The sequence below is a fragment of the Patescibacteria group bacterium genome (assembly GCA_028717685.1).
In the GTDB taxonomy this organism is placed as follows: Bacteria; Patescibacteriota; JAQUNI01; order JAQUNI01; family JAQUNI01; genus JAQUNI01.
Map to the genome: position 1 here is coordinate 1 of JAQUNI010000004.1, position 19447 is coordinate 19447.

General features: G+C 39.3%; 22 protein-coding genes. All 22 read right to left on the reverse strand.

Going from position 1 to position 19447, the window contains the following annotated elements; all coding sequences use genetic code 11:
* Window positions 1-250: hypothetical protein (locus tag PHW01_04820; protein MDD5627301.1), on the reverse strand; the 250-nt coding region annotated here is incomplete at its 3' end.
* Between the two features lie 24 nt (window positions 251-274).
* Window positions 275-1225 (reverse strand): 4Fe-4S dicluster domain-containing protein, encoded by a 951-nt coding sequence (locus tag PHW01_04825; GenBank protein ID MDD5627302.1) that lies wholly within the window; start codon window positions 1223-1225, stop codon window positions 275-277.
* 149 nt (window positions 1226-1374) lie between these two features.
* Entirely contained in the window at window positions 1375-2286 is a 912-nt protein-coding gene (locus PHW01_04830) for an FAD-dependent oxidoreductase (GenBank protein MDD5627303.1), read from the reverse strand.
* Window positions 2287-2365: 79 nt separating this feature from the next.
* A complete protein-coding gene (gene mutM, locus PHW01_04835; protein ID MDD5627304.1) occupies window positions 2366-3196 on the reverse strand; it encodes a DNA-formamidopyrimidine glycosylase in 831 nt (276 codons plus the stop codon).
* Between the two features lie 20 nt (window positions 3197-3216).
* Complete coding sequence (locus PHW01_04840) at window positions 3217-4188, reverse strand: PEP-utilizing enzyme (GenBank protein MDD5627305.1); 972 nt, start codon at window positions 4186-4188, stop codon at window positions 3217-3219.
* Window positions 4175-5212, reverse strand: coding sequence for a hypothetical protein (locus PHW01_04845; protein ID MDD5627306.1), 1038 nt, complete (start codon window positions 5210-5212; stop codon window positions 4175-4177). Before PHW01_04845 ends, PHW01_04840 begins: the two co-directional genes overlap by 14 nt.
* A 65-nt stretch (window positions 5213-5277) precedes the next feature.
* Complete coding sequence (locus PHW01_04850; protein MDD5627307.1) at window positions 5278-5664, reverse strand: PEP-utilizing enzyme; 387 nt, start codon at window positions 5662-5664, stop codon at window positions 5278-5280.
* A gap of 31 nt (window positions 5665-5695) precedes the next feature.
* The gene (locus tag PHW01_04855) at window positions 5696-6772 is read right to left on the reverse strand and encodes a hypothetical protein (GenBank protein MDD5627308.1); all 1077 of its coding nucleotides are present in this window, start codon (window positions 6770-6772) and stop codon (window positions 5696-5698) included.
* A 20-nt stretch (window positions 6773-6792) separates the two neighbouring features.
* On the reverse strand, window positions 6793-8268 hold the full coding sequence (locus tag PHW01_04860; GenBank protein ID MDD5627309.1) for an RtcB family protein: 1476 nt from the start codon (window positions 8266-8268) through the stop codon (window positions 6793-6795).
* A 67-nt stretch (window positions 8269-8335) separates the two neighbouring features.
* Window positions 8336-8527, reverse strand: a complete 192-nt coding sequence (locus tag PHW01_04865) for a ferredoxin (protein MDD5627310.1) — start codon at window positions 8525-8527, stop codon at window positions 8336-8338.
* A 354-nt stretch (window positions 8528-8881) separates the two neighbouring features.
* Window positions 8882-9127 (reverse strand): glutaredoxin domain-containing protein, encoded by a 246-nt coding sequence (locus PHW01_04870; GenBank protein MDD5627311.1) that lies wholly within the window; start codon window positions 9125-9127, stop codon window positions 8882-8884.
* Between the two features lie 590 nt (window positions 9128-9717).
* Window positions 9718-10224 carry a hypothetical protein gene (locus tag PHW01_04875; protein ID MDD5627312.1) on the reverse strand — a complete coding sequence of 169 codons (507 nt, stop codon included), beginning with the start codon at window positions 10222-10224 and terminating at the stop codon, window positions 9718-9720.
* A gap of 382 nt (window positions 10225-10606) precedes the next feature.
* Entirely contained in the window at window positions 10607-11614 is a 1008-nt protein-coding gene (locus PHW01_04880) for a hypothetical protein (protein ID MDD5627313.1), read from the reverse strand.
* A gap of 59 nt (window positions 11615-11673) precedes the next feature.
* Window positions 11674-12564 (reverse strand): DMT family transporter, encoded by an 891-nt coding sequence (locus tag PHW01_04885; protein ID MDD5627314.1) that lies wholly within the window; start codon window positions 12562-12564, stop codon window positions 11674-11676.
* A 152-nt stretch (window positions 12565-12716) separates the two neighbouring features.
* Window positions 12717-13898: a glycoside hydrolase family 1 protein gene (locus tag PHW01_04890; GenBank protein MDD5627315.1), complete on the reverse strand. Its 1182-nt coding sequence runs from the start codon at window positions 13896-13898 to the stop codon at window positions 12717-12719.
* Window positions 13899-14036: 138 nt separating this feature from the next.
* Window positions 14037-14186, reverse strand: coding sequence for a hypothetical protein (locus tag PHW01_04895; GenBank protein MDD5627316.1), 150 nt, complete (start codon window positions 14184-14186; stop codon window positions 14037-14039).
* A 293-nt stretch (window positions 14187-14479) separates the two neighbouring features.
* Window positions 14480-15277 carry a hypothetical protein gene (locus PHW01_04900; protein MDD5627317.1) on the reverse strand — a complete coding sequence of 266 codons (798 nt, stop codon included), beginning with the start codon at window positions 15275-15277 and terminating at the stop codon, window positions 14480-14482.
* A 164-nt stretch (window positions 15278-15441) separates the two neighbouring features.
* The gene (locus PHW01_04905; protein ID MDD5627318.1) at window positions 15442-15939 is read right to left on the reverse strand and encodes an 8-oxo-dGTP diphosphatase; all 498 of its coding nucleotides are present in this window, start codon (window positions 15937-15939) and stop codon (window positions 15442-15444) included.
* Between the two features lie 20 nt (window positions 15940-15959).
* Window positions 15960-16502, reverse strand: coding sequence for an arginine decarboxylase, pyruvoyl-dependent (locus PHW01_04910; GenBank protein MDD5627319.1), 543 nt, complete (start codon window positions 16500-16502; stop codon window positions 15960-15962).
* Between the two features lie 18 nt (window positions 16503-16520).
* Complete coding sequence (locus PHW01_04915; protein ID MDD5627320.1) at window positions 16521-17096, reverse strand: Maf family protein; 576 nt, start codon at window positions 17094-17096, stop codon at window positions 16521-16523.
* A gap of 112 nt (window positions 17097-17208) precedes the next feature.
* Complete coding sequence (gene pyrF / locus PHW01_04920) at window positions 17209-18516, reverse strand: orotidine-5'-phosphate decarboxylase (protein ID MDD5627321.1); 1308 nt, start codon at window positions 18514-18516, stop codon at window positions 17209-17211.
* Window positions 18517-18530: 14 nt separating this feature from the next.
* The gene (locus tag PHW01_04925; GenBank protein ID MDD5627322.1) at window positions 18531-19442 is read right to left on the reverse strand and encodes a dihydroorotate dehydrogenase; all 912 of its coding nucleotides are present in this window, start codon (window positions 19440-19442) and stop codon (window positions 18531-18533) included.
* Window positions 19443-19447 lie beyond the last annotated feature (5 nt).

Here is a 19447-nt window from a genome sequence, read left to right on the forward strand (position 1 = left end):
GATGCTTATGAAAGAGGGCAGAGGTGACAATACCTTTTTCCTGAACCGTGATTTGAAATTGTTTGCTGTTGTATTGGCTGGAGCAAAAGGCGAAAGGCGCTTCACCCACTTTGGGAATGGAAAGTTCTAAAAATTGGCCTGCTTCAAAAATTGTTTCTTTTTCCGGTTTGAAAGTAAAAACTTTGACTTGAGGGGCGTCCAGGTACACATCAATGATTTTCGTTTTTTGAGGAAGAAAAGTGTTAAACATAAGATAGGATTAGATTCAAAGAGGTTATTTTAACCTTTTTATCTTTTCCAGATTTTTTTTGATATTGATTCCCACGGGGCACACTTCAGTACAGCGGCCGCATTGGACGCAACCGACAAAACCGTATTCTTGAGGCATGCGGACAAATTTATGGTCATACCAATTATATATTCTTTCTGTCCTATTTTTTAGAAACTTATGCTCGCCTGCCACTTCGGAAAATTCAGAGTAAAAACAGTTGCCCCATTCGCGGAATGCTTTGCCATTGCTTTCAGTTTTTAAATCGTAGCAGTAGCACATAGGGCAGACAAGAGTGCATTTGCCGCAAGCAAGGCATTTTTCCCCTAATTTTTTCCAGAATGGAAAACAATAAGAGGCTTTGATTTTTTTCGCTATTTTTTGCAGATAGATAGAATAGCCTTGGTCTTTAAGGGGGCCTTGATACTCAACATGCTCATAATGTTCTTCCCCAAAACTCTCCAGAATTTTTTGCCCTTCTTCGGATCCTGAAAAAAGACGATAAGAATTATTTTGATTTTGGTCAAAATAAAGATCAAATTTGAGATGATGCAATATTTTATCCTCAAATTCTTGATAAAAAGAGTTTTCATCGGGCACAGGAGAAATTCCGCAAATAATACTGTTCCTTAGGCTGGCTTGGAAATAAATATCGCGGCTGAAAATTACGGAATAGTATGTTAAAGCCTCCAAATCAAAGAGGGGGATACCGAGAACGATTCTTTTCTTTTTTTCTTTGCCTGAAGAGTGATATTTTTTATTATGATAACAGTACAGTTTTTCTTTGCCTGGCAGAAAAAGCCTTCGCAAGGGGTAAAAAGGTTTGCGGCTGTATTCAATATCGCGCGAGGATTGAATTTTCCCGAACCGCACAATCCCCCTCTTTTCTCTCGGAGCATAAACTTCAAACCGCAGAAGAAGCCAGTTGATGAATTTTTGGTAAGTGATGGAATCCATTGTGAATAATTTTCAATTTACAATTTACAATTTTCAATCAAGCACCAATGATTTAATGTTTCAATTTTCAGACCATGTTAGAATTGAAATTTTTTGAAAAAAAGTAACGGTTTAAAAATTAATTCAATAAAAATTAAAAAACTAGAAATTTACCTCATTTTTGCTAAGTAGTTGAATGTCGAAATGGCGGCCTTTGCCCCTTCGCCCGCGGCAATGACAATCTGCTCGTACGGTATGTCCGTGATGTCACCGCAAGCAAAGATGCCTTTTTGGCTTGTTTGGCAGAATCTGTCTATTTTTATTTTGCCCTCCTTATTTAATTCTAGTAAGTCTTTAATCAGTTCCGTGCTGGGTACACTTCCGATTTCAACAAATACACCATCTATTTTTAAATTTTTGATTGCATCAGTTTTACTATCTTTTATTTTGACGCCACGCACAAAATTATCGCCATAGATCTCCATAATTTCAGTATTGTTGAGAATTTGCGTTTTCGCTTGAGCTTTTATTTTGTCCAAAAGTAAAGGATCACCAGCGCATTTTGATTCTTTTTCAATTAGGTAAACTTGATTTGCGGTTTTTTCCATTTGAATGATCGCTTCTAAACCGCTATTCCCGCTTCCGACAATGGCGACTATTTTGTCGGCAAAAAGCGGACCATCACAAGTGGCGCAATAGGTTACACCTTTGCCTTGAAATTCTTTTTCACCTGGCACATTTAAAGGACGCGGCTTTTTACCCATAGCGAGGATTAATGTTTTGGCTTCATATTCTTCTGTTATGGTTTTCACTACAAAGTGAGTAGATGTTGTTTTGCGAATATCTATTACCTTTTCATTTTTAGTAGTGACAGCAAATTTTTGCAAATGTTCTGTAAATTTTTGGGCGAGTTTAGCGCCGGTTGTGTCTGAAAATCCGGGATAATTTTCAATTTCCCAAGTTTCTAAAATTTGACCGCCAATATTTTCGGTAATAAGCAGAGAGTTTAATTTTTTGCGTGCGGCGTAAATGGCGGCCGAAACTCCGGCAGGGCCTCCGCCGATAATAATTGTGTCAAACATAATTTAGTAATTGGTAACTAGTAATCAGTAATTAGTAATTTCCCCTTTTTTCTAATTACCAGTTACTGATTACTGATTACTATAATTCTTGGCATTTAGGGCAAAAATGTGCTGACCTGCCGCCGATTTTGACGCGTGCAATTTTTGTTCCACACCTGAAACATGGTTTTCCCGTACGACGATAAATCTTTAGTTTCACTGCATATTGCCCTTTTTCGCCACGAATGTCACGGTAAGTATCCACGCTAGTACCCTGCGCCCTGATAGCATCTCTAAGGATTTTTTTAATACCTATGTAAAGCTTCCTTATTTTTTCATCCGAAATTTTGTTTGCTGGTGTATTGGGATGAATTGCGGCATAAAATAGAACTTCATCTGAATAAATATTTCCTAAGCCACTAATTTTTGATTGGTCTAAAAGGAGAGCTTTAATTTTCGTTCTGTTGCGTTGCAGAATACTTTTAAAATTCTGCAAGGTAAATGTTTTGTCAAAGGGTTCTGGTCCTAATTTTTGAATTTTGTCAAAATTGTTTTCTATTTGTGTCTTTGAATAAAGCCACATTTGGCCAAAGAGGCGCAGATCATTAAAGCGCAGTTCCAGATTCTTGCCCAATTGGAAGATTGCGCGATTAAAAGGATCTTCGGGGTGAGTGGATTTGCGCACGAATAATTGACCAGTGAGACGAAGATGAATCGCTAAGACCAATCCGCCGGAGAGTTCCAGTAAAATAATCTTACCCCGCCTTTTGACATTTAAAATCTTTTTGCCTTTGATTTGTTTTTGAAAGTCAGCAAGTTTATGCGTTGCCACCATTTTGGGCACACTGCAAGAAAAACCGGTAATCGTTTTGCCTTTGATTTCACGATTAAGTTGGCGGACGATTGTTTCAACCTCGGGAAGTTCAGGCATAAGTTATAGTTATGTATCAATCATTTAACAATTAAGATGGTTCCCTTCTGGGTATCTATTTTTACCATATCCCCATCTTTTAATACTTTAGTTGCGATTTTGGTGTTAATGATGCAAGGCTTTTTCAACTCACGACTGATTATAGCCGCGTGACTTAGAATACCCCCATCATCAGCGATAATAGCTTTACATCCTGTAACCAAAAAAATTAACGGTTGGGCCATACGCGGACAGACAAGAACGCAGTCCTGCGTAATTTTGGCAGTAATATTTGGCTGATCAGGATTTTTAATGACTAAAGTTGTTCCCAAAATAGGTTGATTAGTCTTGAATGTTGCGACCCCCTTTAATTCTTGAATATTTGCTAACAAATTCTTGCTAATAGGTTTTTCCGAAACCAACCCTTTATACTTTTTTATTATGCTTTGGGCTTTTTTATATATAGAAATATTATGCATCTTTTTCGCAGAAAATGCTATCTCTTGTAAATGAGTAAAGATACGCTTAGCCTTCTCTCCAATTTTTTCAAAGTGTTTATCTAAATGTTTTTCTATGACCATCAAACTACCGCCTGCGTCTAATAAAAAAATTTCTTTGTTTTGGGTCAGCGCACTTTTAAGTTTATATTTGAAAGAATGCTGTTTGAGTAAAATAGAAAAATTCCGATCTAGATAAGGAATTAAATCAAAATTAAAACCAGATTTTTTTTGAAACTTTTTATATTCCCTGTCATATCTACTTCTGTTAGGGATATTTGTTTCTACGCCTATAAGATTTTTATCTACCTGCCAGGGAATTCTTGATGTTCTTACAAAAATGTTAAAATGGCCTGGTCTCAAGCTTTTTTTAATTTTGTATCCCTGCAAAATCTCTGCATAATGCAAAGCCAATATCCAATCCGACGGTCTAATGCCCCATTTCGAAAATATTTGGCTGATTTCCAATAATACCTCCTCCAGTGCCTTTAAATCTCCATTATTATTTAATTTCATACTTATTTAGAACCTCTTTTAAACGTTTAACAAAATCTTGCACAAAATTAAATATTTTTCTTTTTTCCGCATCGTCGCCAATGCTCTCCTGTTGGTTAATCTTTTCAAAATAATCAATGAACCCTCGAGCAATCTCAAAGTCTCCTTTGTTGATAGTATCTCGGCCTCTTTCTTGGGAGGGCCTTATAATCGCCATAACGCCGTAACTTTCAATAAAATCCTTCAAATCCGGTCTATCTTTCATTATTGCAAGTTCCCTATTAAACTCATCAATGACCTCTTTTAAATATTTAATTTTGTTTTCTATTTGAGGATCCGCCTTTTCCAGCCACTCGGCCAATTCCGGGTCTTCCAGGAGGTGCTCTCTTTTTTTAAACCAAAGGTTCATAAAATTGGGAATATCCTCTACATCAAGATCGGCAAACGGTCTTTTGTTGCTATTTTCATAGGGAGTAAAATTGCAAAAAGCGAAAAAAATAGTTGGCTCTTGGTTGACTATTTTGTCGGCGATATACAAACTTCTTTCTATGACATCCCTTTCATTAAATTTTTTATCTTTATCATCAGTATATTCCAAAGTCCCGCCAGGACCAATTCTAAAACCATGCCCTGCTATAGCATTAGTTATTCTATCTATCATCTCTTGTGAAATAGGATGTCTCTTTTGCCAACTTTCGTTGGAAATGACATATTTAGTAGCCTTGGCGCTTTCTATTGCCTCGTCGCCATCAGGATCATAGTCCCACTCTTCTTCCATTTTCTCTATTAGTTTTTCATCTTGCACTAAACCCGGCTGAATAGCGTCATGGCCTAAACCGGCGATAAAAATGGCTTCCAGCTCTTCCTCGTTAGCGCCAAGCATTTTTCCTATCCGCGGTGATTCTTGAGCCACCATTTGCATATGGTTCCATGAGTGGGATTTAGGGATGCCAGAACGGCTCTCCAGCCACATCCTGGTATATCTCTCTGTAACCTCCCGCCATTTTTCTTGGTCAAAAGGTTGCTCTCGCTCAATATTTTCCATATTTTCTATCCCCATATTTAATTCTAACTATTTAATTGGAGGCTAATTTTTTTTAACAGTTAGTATTAGATTTTTTTCACAATGCCTTTATAAGCATCTACTTCCACCATATCTCCATCCTTAAGTATTTTGGTAGCTATTTTTGTCCCCACCACGCAGGGAATTTCTAATTCTCGGGAAATGATAGCCGCGTGAGATAAGATCCCGCCTTCATCAGTGACAATGGCGCTTGCTTTGTGACAAGCCTCTATAAGTTGTGGTTTGGTGCTGCCAGACACCAAGACATCTCCCTTTTGCATCTTTTTTATCTCTTCTTTCTGGGAATTAGAATGGGAATAAATGATTTTTACCCTTCCTTTCACACGACCAGGGCTAACTGGTGTACCTCTTAAAACCATGTCATTGTCTACAATAATTTGATCAAGACCTTCTTCTTTGATAATCCGATCCACGTCTTTATTTGTGAATAACTGAAATTTCCCATTATCTAACCGAGCAATATATTGAATTTTCCTTTCTTTGATTCTCGGAAGGAAACTTTTTTTTATTCCCTTTTAAACAGACTGCCACCTCTTCGGGTAGAAGAAATTTCACATCAAGTGAATTCACATTTAATCTTTTTCCTATTTGCCTAAAGAGTGCTTTAGTGTAATAAGCGCCTTTGGTCCAAGCAATGCGAAGATTAATCCTTAAAAGTCCCATCTCTTGCATTGACTTTGTTGCATTGACAATGAGATGGTTGTTATAAATGAGCTTTATAATCCTACGCCTTTCTTTTTCCACTTGAGAAGGAAGCTCCTTGATCTTTCTAATAGATTTTTCTACTTCCTTCAAACTTAATTTTACTAAATTTGTTTTTAATAATTCTAAATAATGCCCCGAGTCTTTAAAAGGTGATTCAAGCGTAGGAAGCCAGCCATATCTTTTAGAATGAGCGCTGATAACTTGTTTAGTATATTTATCATTTAAAATTTCTGCGATCTTTGCACCTTTCAATTTCCGTTTTAGCATTTCCTTCAATATTTTCAGCCAGTCCAGTCCTTCCTTGGTTAACAGATGAGTTTCTATGGGTTGAGTGAGTTTTTGCAGAAAATAAAGAGCTTGGTTTTCATCTTTGATAATTTTTACTATCTCGTTTTTTAAATAAATCTCGGTAGCTTCAAAGACTTCTGGTTGACTCATATCGTAAGCCACGTAAATATTACGAAAACATTGGAGATATTCTTGATAACAATCTAAAAGCGCTGAATTATTGGTCTTTACTAAGTCAATGCTGTTGAGCTTTTTTAAAAAAATATCCATCTGATCTATAATTTGCTTAGAAAAACTAATATTCCCTAACATCTTTTTTCTATTTAGGGTTACTTTCAACCATTGCTTTTTTAGTTTTTCATTTTCTTGCGACAGCCGATAAAACGAAATCTTAATGCCTTTTGCGACAACTAAAATATTTTTATTTTCAGCCCCTAAAGATTTATGAGCGAAAGTGGACAATGCGGTGTAAATACTCATTAAAGAATGGCGAGAGTCAAATCTTTTAAGCCATTTATTTTGTTCCATAATAACAGATTTTAATTTAGTCATTCTTTCCCAATCATCACCGCAATGGGAGCAAGGCGTGCCACTTTTTTAGTGATGCCGCACTCCACGAGAGTGTCCACAACTAGATCAATATCTTTATAGACCATCGGCGCTTCATCTAAAACTTCGCGGACATTGCGGAAGTTAGTTAAGATTGAACCTAATTTTTGTTCAAATTCTTGGGGGGTGATTGTTCTTTTCGCTTCATTGCGGCTCATCAAGCGGCCCGCGCCGTGATTAACCGAATAAAAGGTTTCTGCCGCGGCTTCGGTGCCCACTAGAACATAGGAAGGCGTAGCCATTGAGCCAGGGACTAAAACGGGGTGACCAGTTTTTTGGTAAATTTTTGGATTTTGGGGGTGTCCGGCGGGCAGCGCTCTAGTCGCGCCTTTGCGGTGAATAAGATATTGTCCACCTTTTTGCCCGCCCTGGCGGATTTGAGCAGGTTCAAATTTGGCAATATTATGGGCAACATCATATAAAAGATCCATACCTAATTCTTTGGCCGATTTTCCAAAATGTCTTTCAAAAGCTTCGCGGACATAGTGCATAATGAGATGCCGATTCCCAAAGGCAAAGTTGACTGCGGCGGCCATAGCGCTCCAATATTGTTGTCCTATTTTTGATGCGATAGGCATAGCGGCAAGTCCTTTCAGGGGGATGTGGATACCATTTCTTTGTGCCTCTTGGGACATCAATCGCATATAATCATCCCCGATTTGGTGACCAAAGCCGCGCGAGCCGCAGTGGATCATTACGCAAACATTATTTTCTTTGAGATTAAATTGGTCAGCTAGTTTTTGATCAAATATTTTATCAATAACTTGAATATCAATAAAATGATTGCCTCCCCCTAAAGTCCCGAGCTGATCGCGACCTCTTTTTTGGGCGCGATCGGAGACGAATTCTAAAGCGCCCCCAATAAGGCACCCTTCCTCTTCTGTGTGGGAAATGTCTTCTATAGAGCCATATCCTTTTTCGACCAAAATTTTAATTCCTTCCTCGGCTACTTTTTTTAAAGCCACATTAGGAAGCACCCCCTGCCAGCCTGATTTTCCCGTGCCCATTGGCACATGTTTCTCAATGTCCTGCATCAAGCTTCTTAACTTAGGTTTATTAATTGTTTTTGTGCCAGAAAGATAGAAGTAGTTAGCGGGGAGATTGGTTTTTACAAGGCGCACGCCGCAGTTAATATCATAGCCGACTGCTCCAGCCGAGATCTGACCATTTTTACTATCCATCGCCATTACTCCTCCAATCGGCAGTCCAAAACCTTCATGGATATCCGGCATACCGATTACTGGTTCCAGAACGCCAGTAAGAGAAGCGGCGGCGGTTAATTGTTCTAATGAGCGGTCGTTGGAGATTTCTTGTCTCAACTCTTGCTTAACATAAACTACCGCATCCACAATCATATATCCTTGTTTTTTGATGCGGAAACGATTTTTTCCGTCAGGAATTAAATTATATCGCATAGGAAGTAATGTGTAATGAATATTATCGTTATTGAAGCCGATTTACATTACTCATTACTCATTACGGTTACGCATTACTTATAATAATCGCCTCTACAGGGCAAGATTTGGCGGTTTCTGCTGCATCGCAAGTAGCGCAGCCGTCGTTTTTTATGACTTTAGCCTTAGAGGTTTCGTTATCCATTACAAAGATTTCAGGGCACATTGCGGCGCAAGTGCCGCAACCAATGCATTTTTCTTGGTCAAGGGTGATTTTCACGGTTTATTTTAATTAAGGTTAATCCAATTACAAATCTCCTTCTTTGTGTTTTAAAGAAGATGTCATTTATTCAATAAAGATATCATTTGCAGGTGTCTTGATGGCAAGAGCAATCCGGCGGACAAGTGCATTTTTCCACTGTTTCACCGCAATCGCAAGGACACATTTTTTTTGATTTTTCTTCTGTTTTGTCCTCTTTTGGAGAACCGCAGGAACCACAAGTCATAGGTTAATAGATAATAATTAAAATCATTTAAGATAGTTAAAATTCCAAGCACCAAATTCTAAATAAATCTCAAATTGTAATTTTCAAAATTCAAAACCTTTCCGTTTTTGATCGAAGATTTTAAAATGTTATTTTTCCAGGATTATTTTATCTATTTTTTCCTTATCAAATTCTGAAATAATTTCTTCTTTGCCATCTTTTTCCACAATAATTACGGGGACGCCCATCTGACCAGTTTTCTGGATCATTTCTTCGGCTGCTTTTTGATCTGCGGCAACATTGACTTCTTCAAAAACAATATTATGTTGTTTTAAATATTCTTTCGCAGTGACGCAATGAGGGCAGGCAGGGGTGGAATAAATTTTGACTTTCATAGTTTTAATATAATTAGAAGATTCCTAATTCTTTAATTTTTTCTAGTTGAATGGAAGAGAGCACTTTATGTTTATACATCGCATTGATAATAATTTTGTAGAATTTTTGTCTTCTTTCATGTTGCCAAATATCCACCTTTTTTTCTAGACGGGATAAAATTAGCGCAAGGATATTATAGCATAACTTGATTTTGGCGGGAAGGGAAAGATATTTGGTAACCAGCGACCAATAACAAATAATTGGTAAGGATTGGGGATGGCAGGTAAAAGTCAGTTATTTTCAATAATAGCTTTTTTCTAGTGTCAGTCCTTGTCGGATAAAAGCGGGAATTTTGAATTCCAAAATCAAAAAAACAAGAGTTTTTTTGTCCTTTTTATGGTTTAAGAGCGACCAAGGTGAAGCCGCAACTTTCCCCTTGACCCGCCTAGACTCGGCGAGGCTGGTAAGGGGGAGGGATATTGTCTTGCCACACTTTGAAGAAAAATTATTTAAGATAATAAAAAAGACCTCATACATTTCTATGTGAAGCCTGGAATTGTAAGCGTACAATATTCTAAAGAAAGAGCTAACCCTTCCTTCGTCAGGACTTTCAGCTTGCGAGCAATGCCGCGGGGTCGCTCTCAATCCAGCCAACGTCAAACCAGAGGTAGCCCCAGCTCCACTTGTCGTCGCTGAAACAGAGGTAACGGACACAGAGGTTGCCTAAAGAGGAGCGTAAGATGGTCCCCCAGAAGAAGATGTAGTAATTATTATTCTTCCAGCCTTCAGGGATGAGATTTGGATGCTCAAGCAGAGCATCCAAAATGTTGGGATGGAGTACAGGTTTTCCCGAAAGTTCTTTGTGAAGCTCATGCCCGCTTATCCGGCCATGCTTCTGTCGTTCGGATAGATACAGAATGACCTTACGGTCATCTATATACAGTTCGTCCCTTCCGGAATCAGGACCTTTGGCCTCGCGTTTCTCGACCTTAACCCATCCGCTACCATTATTCTTTTCAATTTTCGCATCATCAGAGAGCAGTTTCGGTGGCGCGTCGAGATTGACGAGAATTTCGGTTTTGCTCATCATTTTAAATCGTTCTTCACTATTTTCCATTATAATTCTCCTTTTTCTTTAATACAAAATAAACAAAACCAATTTAATTAAGTATTATCAACTTCTTATTGGTTTTTTCTCTAATAAATCCTACTCAGCATTTCGGCTAAAAGCCCAAAGCTCACCATTTGAAAACCAACAATTATTAGTTGTTGGGAGGTATTATATTGTGAAAGGTGCCTTTTGTCGGATGTATAGTTATATCATATTTTAAGAAAAAGGTCAATGATTTGGAAGTATTTTGGCTAAAATAAATGAAAAAATGGCTTACTTAAGCCATTTTACAATAGCTCTCCTTCCCCCGGTATTATAGAGGCAAGGGGTAAATCTAACCTCCCTTTCCTCCTGCGTCAGCCATGGGCGGACTTTTAGCGGGACACGGTTAGAGGGAATATTTTTCAAATAATTTTTTCGCCATTTCCCAGTAGGTACTATCTCCTTTTGTTTTAAGATAATACCACCATTCAACGCCCCAAAAATAGGCGGTATCGAAACCGCATTCTTTACTATAATCCACAATTTCTTGAAATTTTTCCGGACTCATTGTTTTAGCTATTATTTCGGGGGCAGCGTTTTTAATATCGCCGCCGTGGATCCATGGCTCGGCTTGTTGCTCCGAAACAATCACCGGTTTGTTCCCGAATAAGAATTTCATTAAAGCCACTTTGCGGTGGTAAAAAATCGCTGGGATTCGATATTTAGTATAGCCGGCAAAACGATTGTAAACATATTTGTAAAGCGATGTGCCAAAGATTTCAGCGCGGCGATATTCGCCGAGCCAAAGGGAGAATTCGCCCGATGAGGTAAGCATAATAGGACGGGAATCTCGCGCTCGCACAAAGATGATTTCTTCTTCAAAAAGTTTTTTATCCCTTTGGGGGCAATTTCCAAAGCTACGAAAGAAAAAGGGTTCATTTTCTACCTGCCAGATTTTAATATGGTCGTCATTTTTGTAGCGGTCGATAATTTTTCCAATGAGCGATAAGAGATGCTTTTGCCTTTCTGCCGCGGGAAGAGAAAACGCCCAAGCGGGAATATGGCATTCAGGCCAGCGGGGGACTTTTTCCCCAAAGGCGAGGATAATTTCTCCATCCCTTTTGTCAATTTCCGCAATCTGCCAATCTAAATCCGAGAAGTCATATTCCCCTTCTGTTTTTTCCAGATCATCCCAGTAAGCCATCAAGCGGAATTTTTGCGCTCCCAAATCATCCAAAATCGCGTTCAGAGCGGCTTCCGGATCCAGATTATACTCTCGCATATTTTTTGCGGAAAAGTTGACCCCATATTCCACATTATTAGCCGGGTCAGAGATGCCGAGTAAAAAATAAATTAGAATTACTCCCAATAAGCCAATAATTACAGTTATGGATATTATAAAAAATTTCTTCATAGAGTAATCCTTATAACGCATTTTTAAGTTGCAAATTACACGTTACAAGTTGCGAGAATTTATTTAAACGCCAAAATCGCCAATCCAAAGGTAATCAGAACTACGGCGATAATTTTTTGCACTTTTTGATTTTTAAATTCCTCAGCAAAAAGGGCAGGAATTTTTTCCGACAGAATCAAGGCGATGATCAGGAGAAAAATGTATTGGACCCCTTGAAGGGCGTTTACTATAATAACCGAGGAAAGAAAGATAGCATAATTCAGCATTATCGCGGCAAGGGCGGCAATAACACGAATACCAAGATAGCTTAAGCTTACCTTCGTTCCCGCTTTTTGAGGCGCTTTTTTAATTTTTTTACGCCAGAGAGGTACGAGAAAGATAGACAATGCCAGAGCGAGGCTCCCTATTTTAATCCAAATAAACCCTACCCAGAACGGAGTCAGATTATAGACATATTTAGTAAGAATAAAGGAAGCCGCGAAACAAAACGCGGCAGCCAAGCCATACATTACGCCTTGTCTGGAAAAAAGATTGCGGCGGCGGCGTTCGGCGGTAATCAATATGCCCCCTAATATTAAGAGATAAAAAGCAATAAATTGGTCTCGGTTTAATTTTTCCTGTAAGAAGATGGAGCTTAAAATGAAAGTAAAGAGCGGCACCATTGTGCCAATAAAAGGGATGATGCGAGAGGTTGGATTTTTTTCAATTGCCGAGAAAAAGAAAATGAGAGCAATAACAAAAAAAGCGCCTGCGGCAAGGGCGGCGACGATAACTTTCCCTCTCGGCATCTGCCAAGCGAGGGGAAATAAAAATATAGCCGATCCCCCCAAAAGGCCGTTATAGAAAGCGTAGGCTAAAGGGGATTTAACTTCGCGGGATAAAATATATTTGTCGCCCACGGAAACAATAGCATAAAGAAGATGAGCGGCAATAACTAAGAGAAGCCACATAATAAAATAATTTTTAATTTCTAATTTTTAATTTTCATTAAATTTTCAATGAATTAATTTTTAAACCGTTTGCTCCGTTTAGAGATTTTTCATTTCTAATTGGGTTTGAAAATTTCAAAATTAAAAATTTGATAGAAATTAGAAATTGAAAATTAGAAATTCTTGATGATGTCGGCATAAACGCGCGCTGATGGTCGGATGATTCGCTTTTGAGTGCGATAATCTATTTCAATTAAGCCAAAACGTGGTGAAAATCCGCGCGCCCATTCAAAATTGTCTATTAAAGACCAATGAAAATAACCGCGAACATCAATATTTTGAGCTATTGCCTTTTGGATCATCTCAATATGTTTAGTGATGAATTGGGCGCGGTATTTATCCTTTTGATCCGCCAAGCCATTTTCGGTGATATAAATGGGCAAATTAAACTTTTTTAATTCCCATAAAATCTGATATAAACCCTCGGGGTATATCTCCCATCCTAAATCCGAGGTTGTATTATTTTGTGCGCGAGAGATGGCATCTTTCATTTTGTAAAAAGGGGGCGCTAATTGAGCTTGAATTTTATAATGGAAATAATAGTTAATGCCCAGGAAATCGTGGCACCTTTTTGTTTTTTTATAAAAAACATTATTCCAAAATTTTTTTGCTATCTTGCAAGCTAATTTGTCTAAGGGAGAGCTGGCGGCGTCAAAATAAATATAATTTTTCGCAATCCCGACTTGGGCTTCAGGGAGAAGCGCGTGAATTTTTTCATAGGCTTGCTTGTGGCATTCCGCAAGTCTGTTGATAACCCTTTTATATTGCCAGAAGCTTTTTTTACCCGGCGGCCAGTCGCCTGCTAGATAGCCGTGGCTAGCGAAAACATTTGGTTCATTGATGGTGATCCAAAAATCAACATAGCCAGAGAATTTTTTGACCGCTAATTCCGCAAGACGGGTGAAATAAAAAACACCTTTGGGATGCAAAAATCCCCCCTTTTTCGCGAGCCATAAAGGCAGGGTGAAATGATGGAGGGTAAGCATTACCTTGAAGCCTTTTTCTTTCAAGGCTTTGAATACCTGCAGGTAGTGATTGATTTCTTGGGTGTTAAAATTGCCTTCTTGAGGTTCAAGGCGGCTCCATTCAAGAGATAAACGGTGGGCATTGTGATTCAAATTTTTTGCCCGCTCAAAATCTTCTTGAAATAGATTATAGTGATTACAGGCGAGCCCTGAAGATTTCAGCCCCCTTTTTTGTTCCCATTCCCACCAGTCGCTATTATAGTTATTACCTTCCACTTGATAAGCGCTTGTGGCAGCACCCCAGAGGAAGTTGGGAGGAAAACGAAACATAAAAATTCAAAATTTAAAATTAAAAATGTAAAATTGCAATGCAAAATTAAAAATTTTGAATTTTAAGTTGTCTCGCTTTGCGAGATCTTGCAAAGCGATGATAATTTTTCATTTTGCATTTTTAATTTTTAATTTTATCTAGATTCCCCGAAACAGCGCTCCTAAGATTAGAAGTAGTGGCGCTCCCATTAATGCCCACATCCCTACTTCAAAATCTACTCTATAGAAAGGCAGGGGTAAAATAGTACCGAAAATTCCTGTCAGAAGCAAGCCTAAAGCAGCAATCATTGTAATTAAACGCGGGGGGCTTATTAATTTTTTCAGGCTTTTCATATTTTTTTCAATATTGATCCTAATAGAAGTATCACCGTAGAAATAATTAATAAAGAGATTATCAGAATATCAGGAAAAGAGAATAAAAAATAGCCCCCTACTCCAGCAACCCAGAAGAGAATGCCGAAAATTAAGGTCAACAGTTTTGGAGGGTCAGGATGACTTTGGACCAAAACCCAAAAAATCCGCAGATTTTTTGGGACACTTCGGTATTTAGAGAATGAATTTTTTCTTTTTTTCACCAGATTTTAGAAAGTAAAACCAGTTTTCATTAATTCGTCTACTTCGGCTTTAATTTCGGCTGGATAATTTTTTAGTTTGTTTTTAACTTCTTCCGTGACAATAGAAGCGACCACGTCTGTATCTTCAGGCATTTTAAGATTGCTAAATTCGTTACCCGCGGTTTGAAAGTCGGTACCTAATTTAGTTAATGCTTTCATATCATTCTTACGAAGAGCGTCAGTCATTTGCACTAAGATTTGATCAAGATTTTCCAACTTTTGGATCAGTTGAATATGAACATCCTTGTAAGTTTCCGGGGGACTTGTTTTCTTTAGTTTGTCTAAGCTTTCAGTTAATGTATTGTGCATCTTGTCAAAAAGAGCAATCGCTTCTGCGGCGGTATTGGCTTTGGAACTGCCCATGGATTGAAAAGAGGATCCAATGTCCATCCATATTTGTCCGTATTCTGTCCAAGTAATGATTTTTCCTGCGGTGTCGCGAGCTATCGTGAAATATTCTTTCGTTTTTGCTTCCAGGGCTTTTGCCTTTTTAGGCGCTTTCAGGGCGTTAAGCCGAGCCAATTGATTTTCGGAGTCAGTTTTAACGACCATTATCTCGGTCTGTATTTCTTTTGGGGTTGTATTTTCTGTTTTGACATCCAACTTTTCCGAGGTCCATTTACTGTTGCTATCTTTCATTATTAAACTTACTTGTTCAGCATAAGATCTGGTTTGTACTCCTTTTTGCCAGGCATAAGCTGTGACTCCTCCTCCGACCGCAAGGATGGCAGCAACAGCAATACCGACGACGAGAGGTTTTTTCATTTTTTTTGTTTTAATTTATTAAATGTTTAATAATCAGAACTTAAAAATATTATTTGGCCTTCGCCGACCGTGATTGGTTTTGATTCTGATATAGGTCGGAGAAAGTTGCAAATAGGTTTATGCTTTTTCTTCAACATTAAGTATAAAATTTTGAAAAAGTAATGTCAAGCCTCATCCCTCTTTACGATGGGATAGTTCACAGAATGACTGATTATTTCTCCTTCGGAATTGAAACTAAATTCCCCTTGTACATTTTTTCCCGCCAAGACTTCGGGAAGCCAGTAAGGATCATCAGACCACATTTGGGGGTATGGAATTGCATTCATCGGTATCCACCGGGGTTTCATTTCATCTGATTCTTGGGGCTCGCCCTCCCATTTATAAATAAGAAAAACATGCACTTCTTGGTTCCAATCTTTATGATCAGAAGCGAAAAATTTTAAAGTCGCTTTTTGCGCGTAGTTTAATGGTTTGACTCCGATTTCTTCTATTGTTTCGCGGACTAAGGCTTCTTCAATAGTTTCTCCATCTTTTTCTTTGACTTTACCGCCAAAACCATTAAATTTTCCTTGACCGAGGCCTCTTTTTTTCATTGCGAGGAGAATTTGGTCGCCCTTGATAAGATAAGCCAGAGTTGTTTTTTTTAAGTTTTGGTTGCTCATAAATTTGTCATATATACTAATTAAATAATAAACACGGCGGCGGCAATAGCGGTTGTCCAAAGTCCGTCTTTATCGCCTTCCGCAGACTGCACGACATTGGTAGTTTTGAAAATTTTACCGCTCGCTTTATAAACTTGTTTCCTTTCATCCCACGCCATTGCCACGTTAAATTTCAATCCTAAAGTCGTGGCTAACATCGTCGCAGCTAAATCCTCGGCATAATCTCCCGCTTTCTTGGCTGTTTCGCCAAAAGAATGGTGCTCGGAAAGATAACCGTAGCCGGTCTGATTCATCGGGAGAGCTAAACCAACGGCGGAGGAAATCAGCCGATTGGGTTCATTAGTATCGCTGCGCGCCATTACGACAAAAGTAATTTGACCGGGTTTCAGCATTGATAATCCTTTGGGCGTAGAAACCAGTTTGCAGTTAGGCGGGAAGATACTGGAAACATTCACGAGGTTGCATTTTTCAATCCCGCCTTTGCGGAGCGCCAGTTCAAAAGAAGCGAGGTGATCTTTGTGCACGCCGACGCCCTTGGTGAAAAAACAGTATTGAGGGATCATATTAATTTTTTGTGTATTTTAAATAAGGTGAACACCGAAATGTTCTAAACTTTGGGCAAGTTCTGACATGGGGAGTCCCACGACATTAGAATAATCTCCTTCAATCTTTTTAATTAAAAGTTCGCCCAATCCTTGAATAGCGTAAGCGCCTGCTTTATCTAAGGGTTTTTCAGATTGAATGTAGTTATTGATCTCTTCTTTGGAAAGTTTGCGGAAATAGACTTTTGTTTCCACAACTTTGGAAACAGTTTTTTTATTTTTAGTGTCCAGAATTGTAAAGCCAGTAAAGACCGAATGCTTTTTATTGTTTAACAATTGAAGCATTCTGTAGGCGTGTTTTAAGGTTTTGGGTTTGCCTAAGATTTTGTTTTGATAAACAACCAGCGTGTCCGCGGCAATAATAATCGCGTTTGGATGTTTTTTAGCCGCCGCCTTTGCTTTTTCAAGCGACAAAAATTTTACCAGCTTTTTAGGTTCTAGTTCGGGATTGATTTTTTCCGCATAGCCGCTGTCTTCCGCCTCAAATTTCAGCCCGATTTTTTCTAAAAGCTCTCTGCGCCGCGGCGAATTGGAAGCAAGGATAATTTTGCGCATATTTTTTGACATATTCCTATTTTACTACAGAAATAGGGAAAAGGAAATAAAAAAAGCAAGCCTTAGGGCTTGCTATGGAGACTGCTTTTTTAGAAAAGAACTTTGGAATTTGTTAAATAGTAATTTGCAATTCTTCTGTGAGCAGCCGCTTTACTTCCGCTACGGGATCTTTGGCTTGAGTAATTTGTCTGCCCATCACCAGATGATTTGAGCCGTCAGCGATCGTTTGAGCGGGCGTGCCCGTTCTTTTTTGATCATCTTTGCCGACCTCTGACGATCGGATGCCCGGCGTTACCAGTGTCATATCAGAGTAGATTTCTCTTAATTCTTTCACTTCTTCGGGTGAGCAAACTAAGCCGTGAGCCCCGGCGCGTTTAGCAATCGCGGCTAGTATTTTTACTTCTTCTCGAGGTAACCGATTGTATATTTCTATACCGGTTTTTTCGTCTATGGAGGTAAGAACGGTGACCACAAGCACTTTTGTCGGAGTATCTTTAAGACCGTCCACTACCGTTTTAATCATCTCATCTCCGCCTGTACCATGGACAGTGACTGCCCAAGGAGGATTTTCCTGTAAATCTTTTACGATATTATCTGCAGTATTCTTGATGTCGTGGATTTTAAGATCCGCCATCACCCTTCCATAAACCTGAAGGTTAGGAATAAGGCTGGCTATTCCAGTGTTGAGCAGTAGGTTGTTCACCTTGAAAATGCACCCACTTGTGCGCAAGGGATCCATAATACTCAAGGCGGTTTCCCAGTCCATTCCGTCCAAAGCGATAATGAGCGGATTTTTTTCCTCTAGAGCAGGATCACAGCGCTGCATAATATTGTGCGTGATTAAATACTTACGCACATCGTGGAGCGTCATCCCAGACCAAACCTCCATTGGGATATTCTTAGCAGCAAATGTTTTTTTCCATCCCTCCTGGCGGTCCACCAGAACTACCATCGGCAGAATTTCAAGACCGCTAGCCAAACATTCCTCGTAGGGCATACTAGCCGAGCCGCCGGTAGTAATTACATCATCAATGACACACACGAGATCATTGTAATTAGCCTCTCCTATCACTTTTGCTTTGGCGACCCTTCCTTGTTTTGCTTCCTCTCTTATTGTTATATAGGGAATGCCAGTTTGAACCGCAAGTACTCCTGCGAGGCAACTTACCGAGTCTGGTACCTCCACAAAACGGTCAGGTTTTAAACGTCTCAAGGGATTGCTATAGACATTGCTGAGCCATAGTAATGCCTCGGGATTGCTCCTTGCCTCTCTTAGATTAATATAGACATCTGTTTTGCCACCACTTTTAAGTGGGAGTTGCCTTTTATTGTCCCACTTAATCAGGTCAAAGCGAAGTAGCTCTGTACAAACTTCATCTTGTTCTAATGGCGTTAGCCAATGTGAATCAGAAATTTTCATTTTTTATTCTCCTTTCAACTCAATGCCGTACCGATAATTTCGTTAATGTCTTTGATCCCTTGTTCCTGCAAGTAATTTTCTAATCCTTTAATCACCTCCTCCATCGTCTTTGAATTTGTAAAAGTGGCAGTGCCGATTTCTACTGCTTGGGCGCCAACTATTAAAAACTCTACTGCATCTTGCCAAGTCATAATCCCGCCGCAGCCGATAAGCGGCACTCCTAGCTTCGCTCGCGCTAATTCATAGATAAACCGCAGGGCGATGGGCTTAATACTTGGTCCAGATTGACCGCCAAGAATGATTTTGCCATTCACAAATCCTAAAGCGGGTATGGTGTTAATAGCCGAGAGAGCATTGGTCCCTGCTTCTGCGGCGGCTTCGGCGATTTGGACAATTGAGGCAACCGCGGGAGTGAGTTTCGTAATAAGAGGCAAAGAAGTTGCCTCTCTTACCGCGCTTACTACTTCAAAAGCCGTTCTCGGGTTTTGACCAAAAGCCATTCCGCCTCTTTCCGTGTTCGGGCACGAAATGTTTATTTCTATTGCGGCGATGCCTTCCACCACATCAAGGATTTTTGCTAGTTTTTGATACTCTTCCACCGTACTGCCGCAGATATTGACAATAATCGGCGGCTTTAGAGTTCTTAAGAAGGGCATCTTTTCAGCAACGAATTTTTTGACCCCCGGGTTTTGCAGACCGATACGGTTGATCATACCTTGAGGTATTTCACAGAGCCGAGGTTGATCCGCGCCATCTCTTGGTTCTAAAGTAATTCCTTTTGTAATTATGGCGCCCAGAGTATTGAGATCCACAAGATCAGTAAATTCTTTGCCGTAGCCAAACGTGCCCGAAGCCGGCATCACTGGATTTTTTAGTTCTATATCGCCGATATTCACAGTAAGATTTACCCCGTTAGAGGAAGCCATTGACG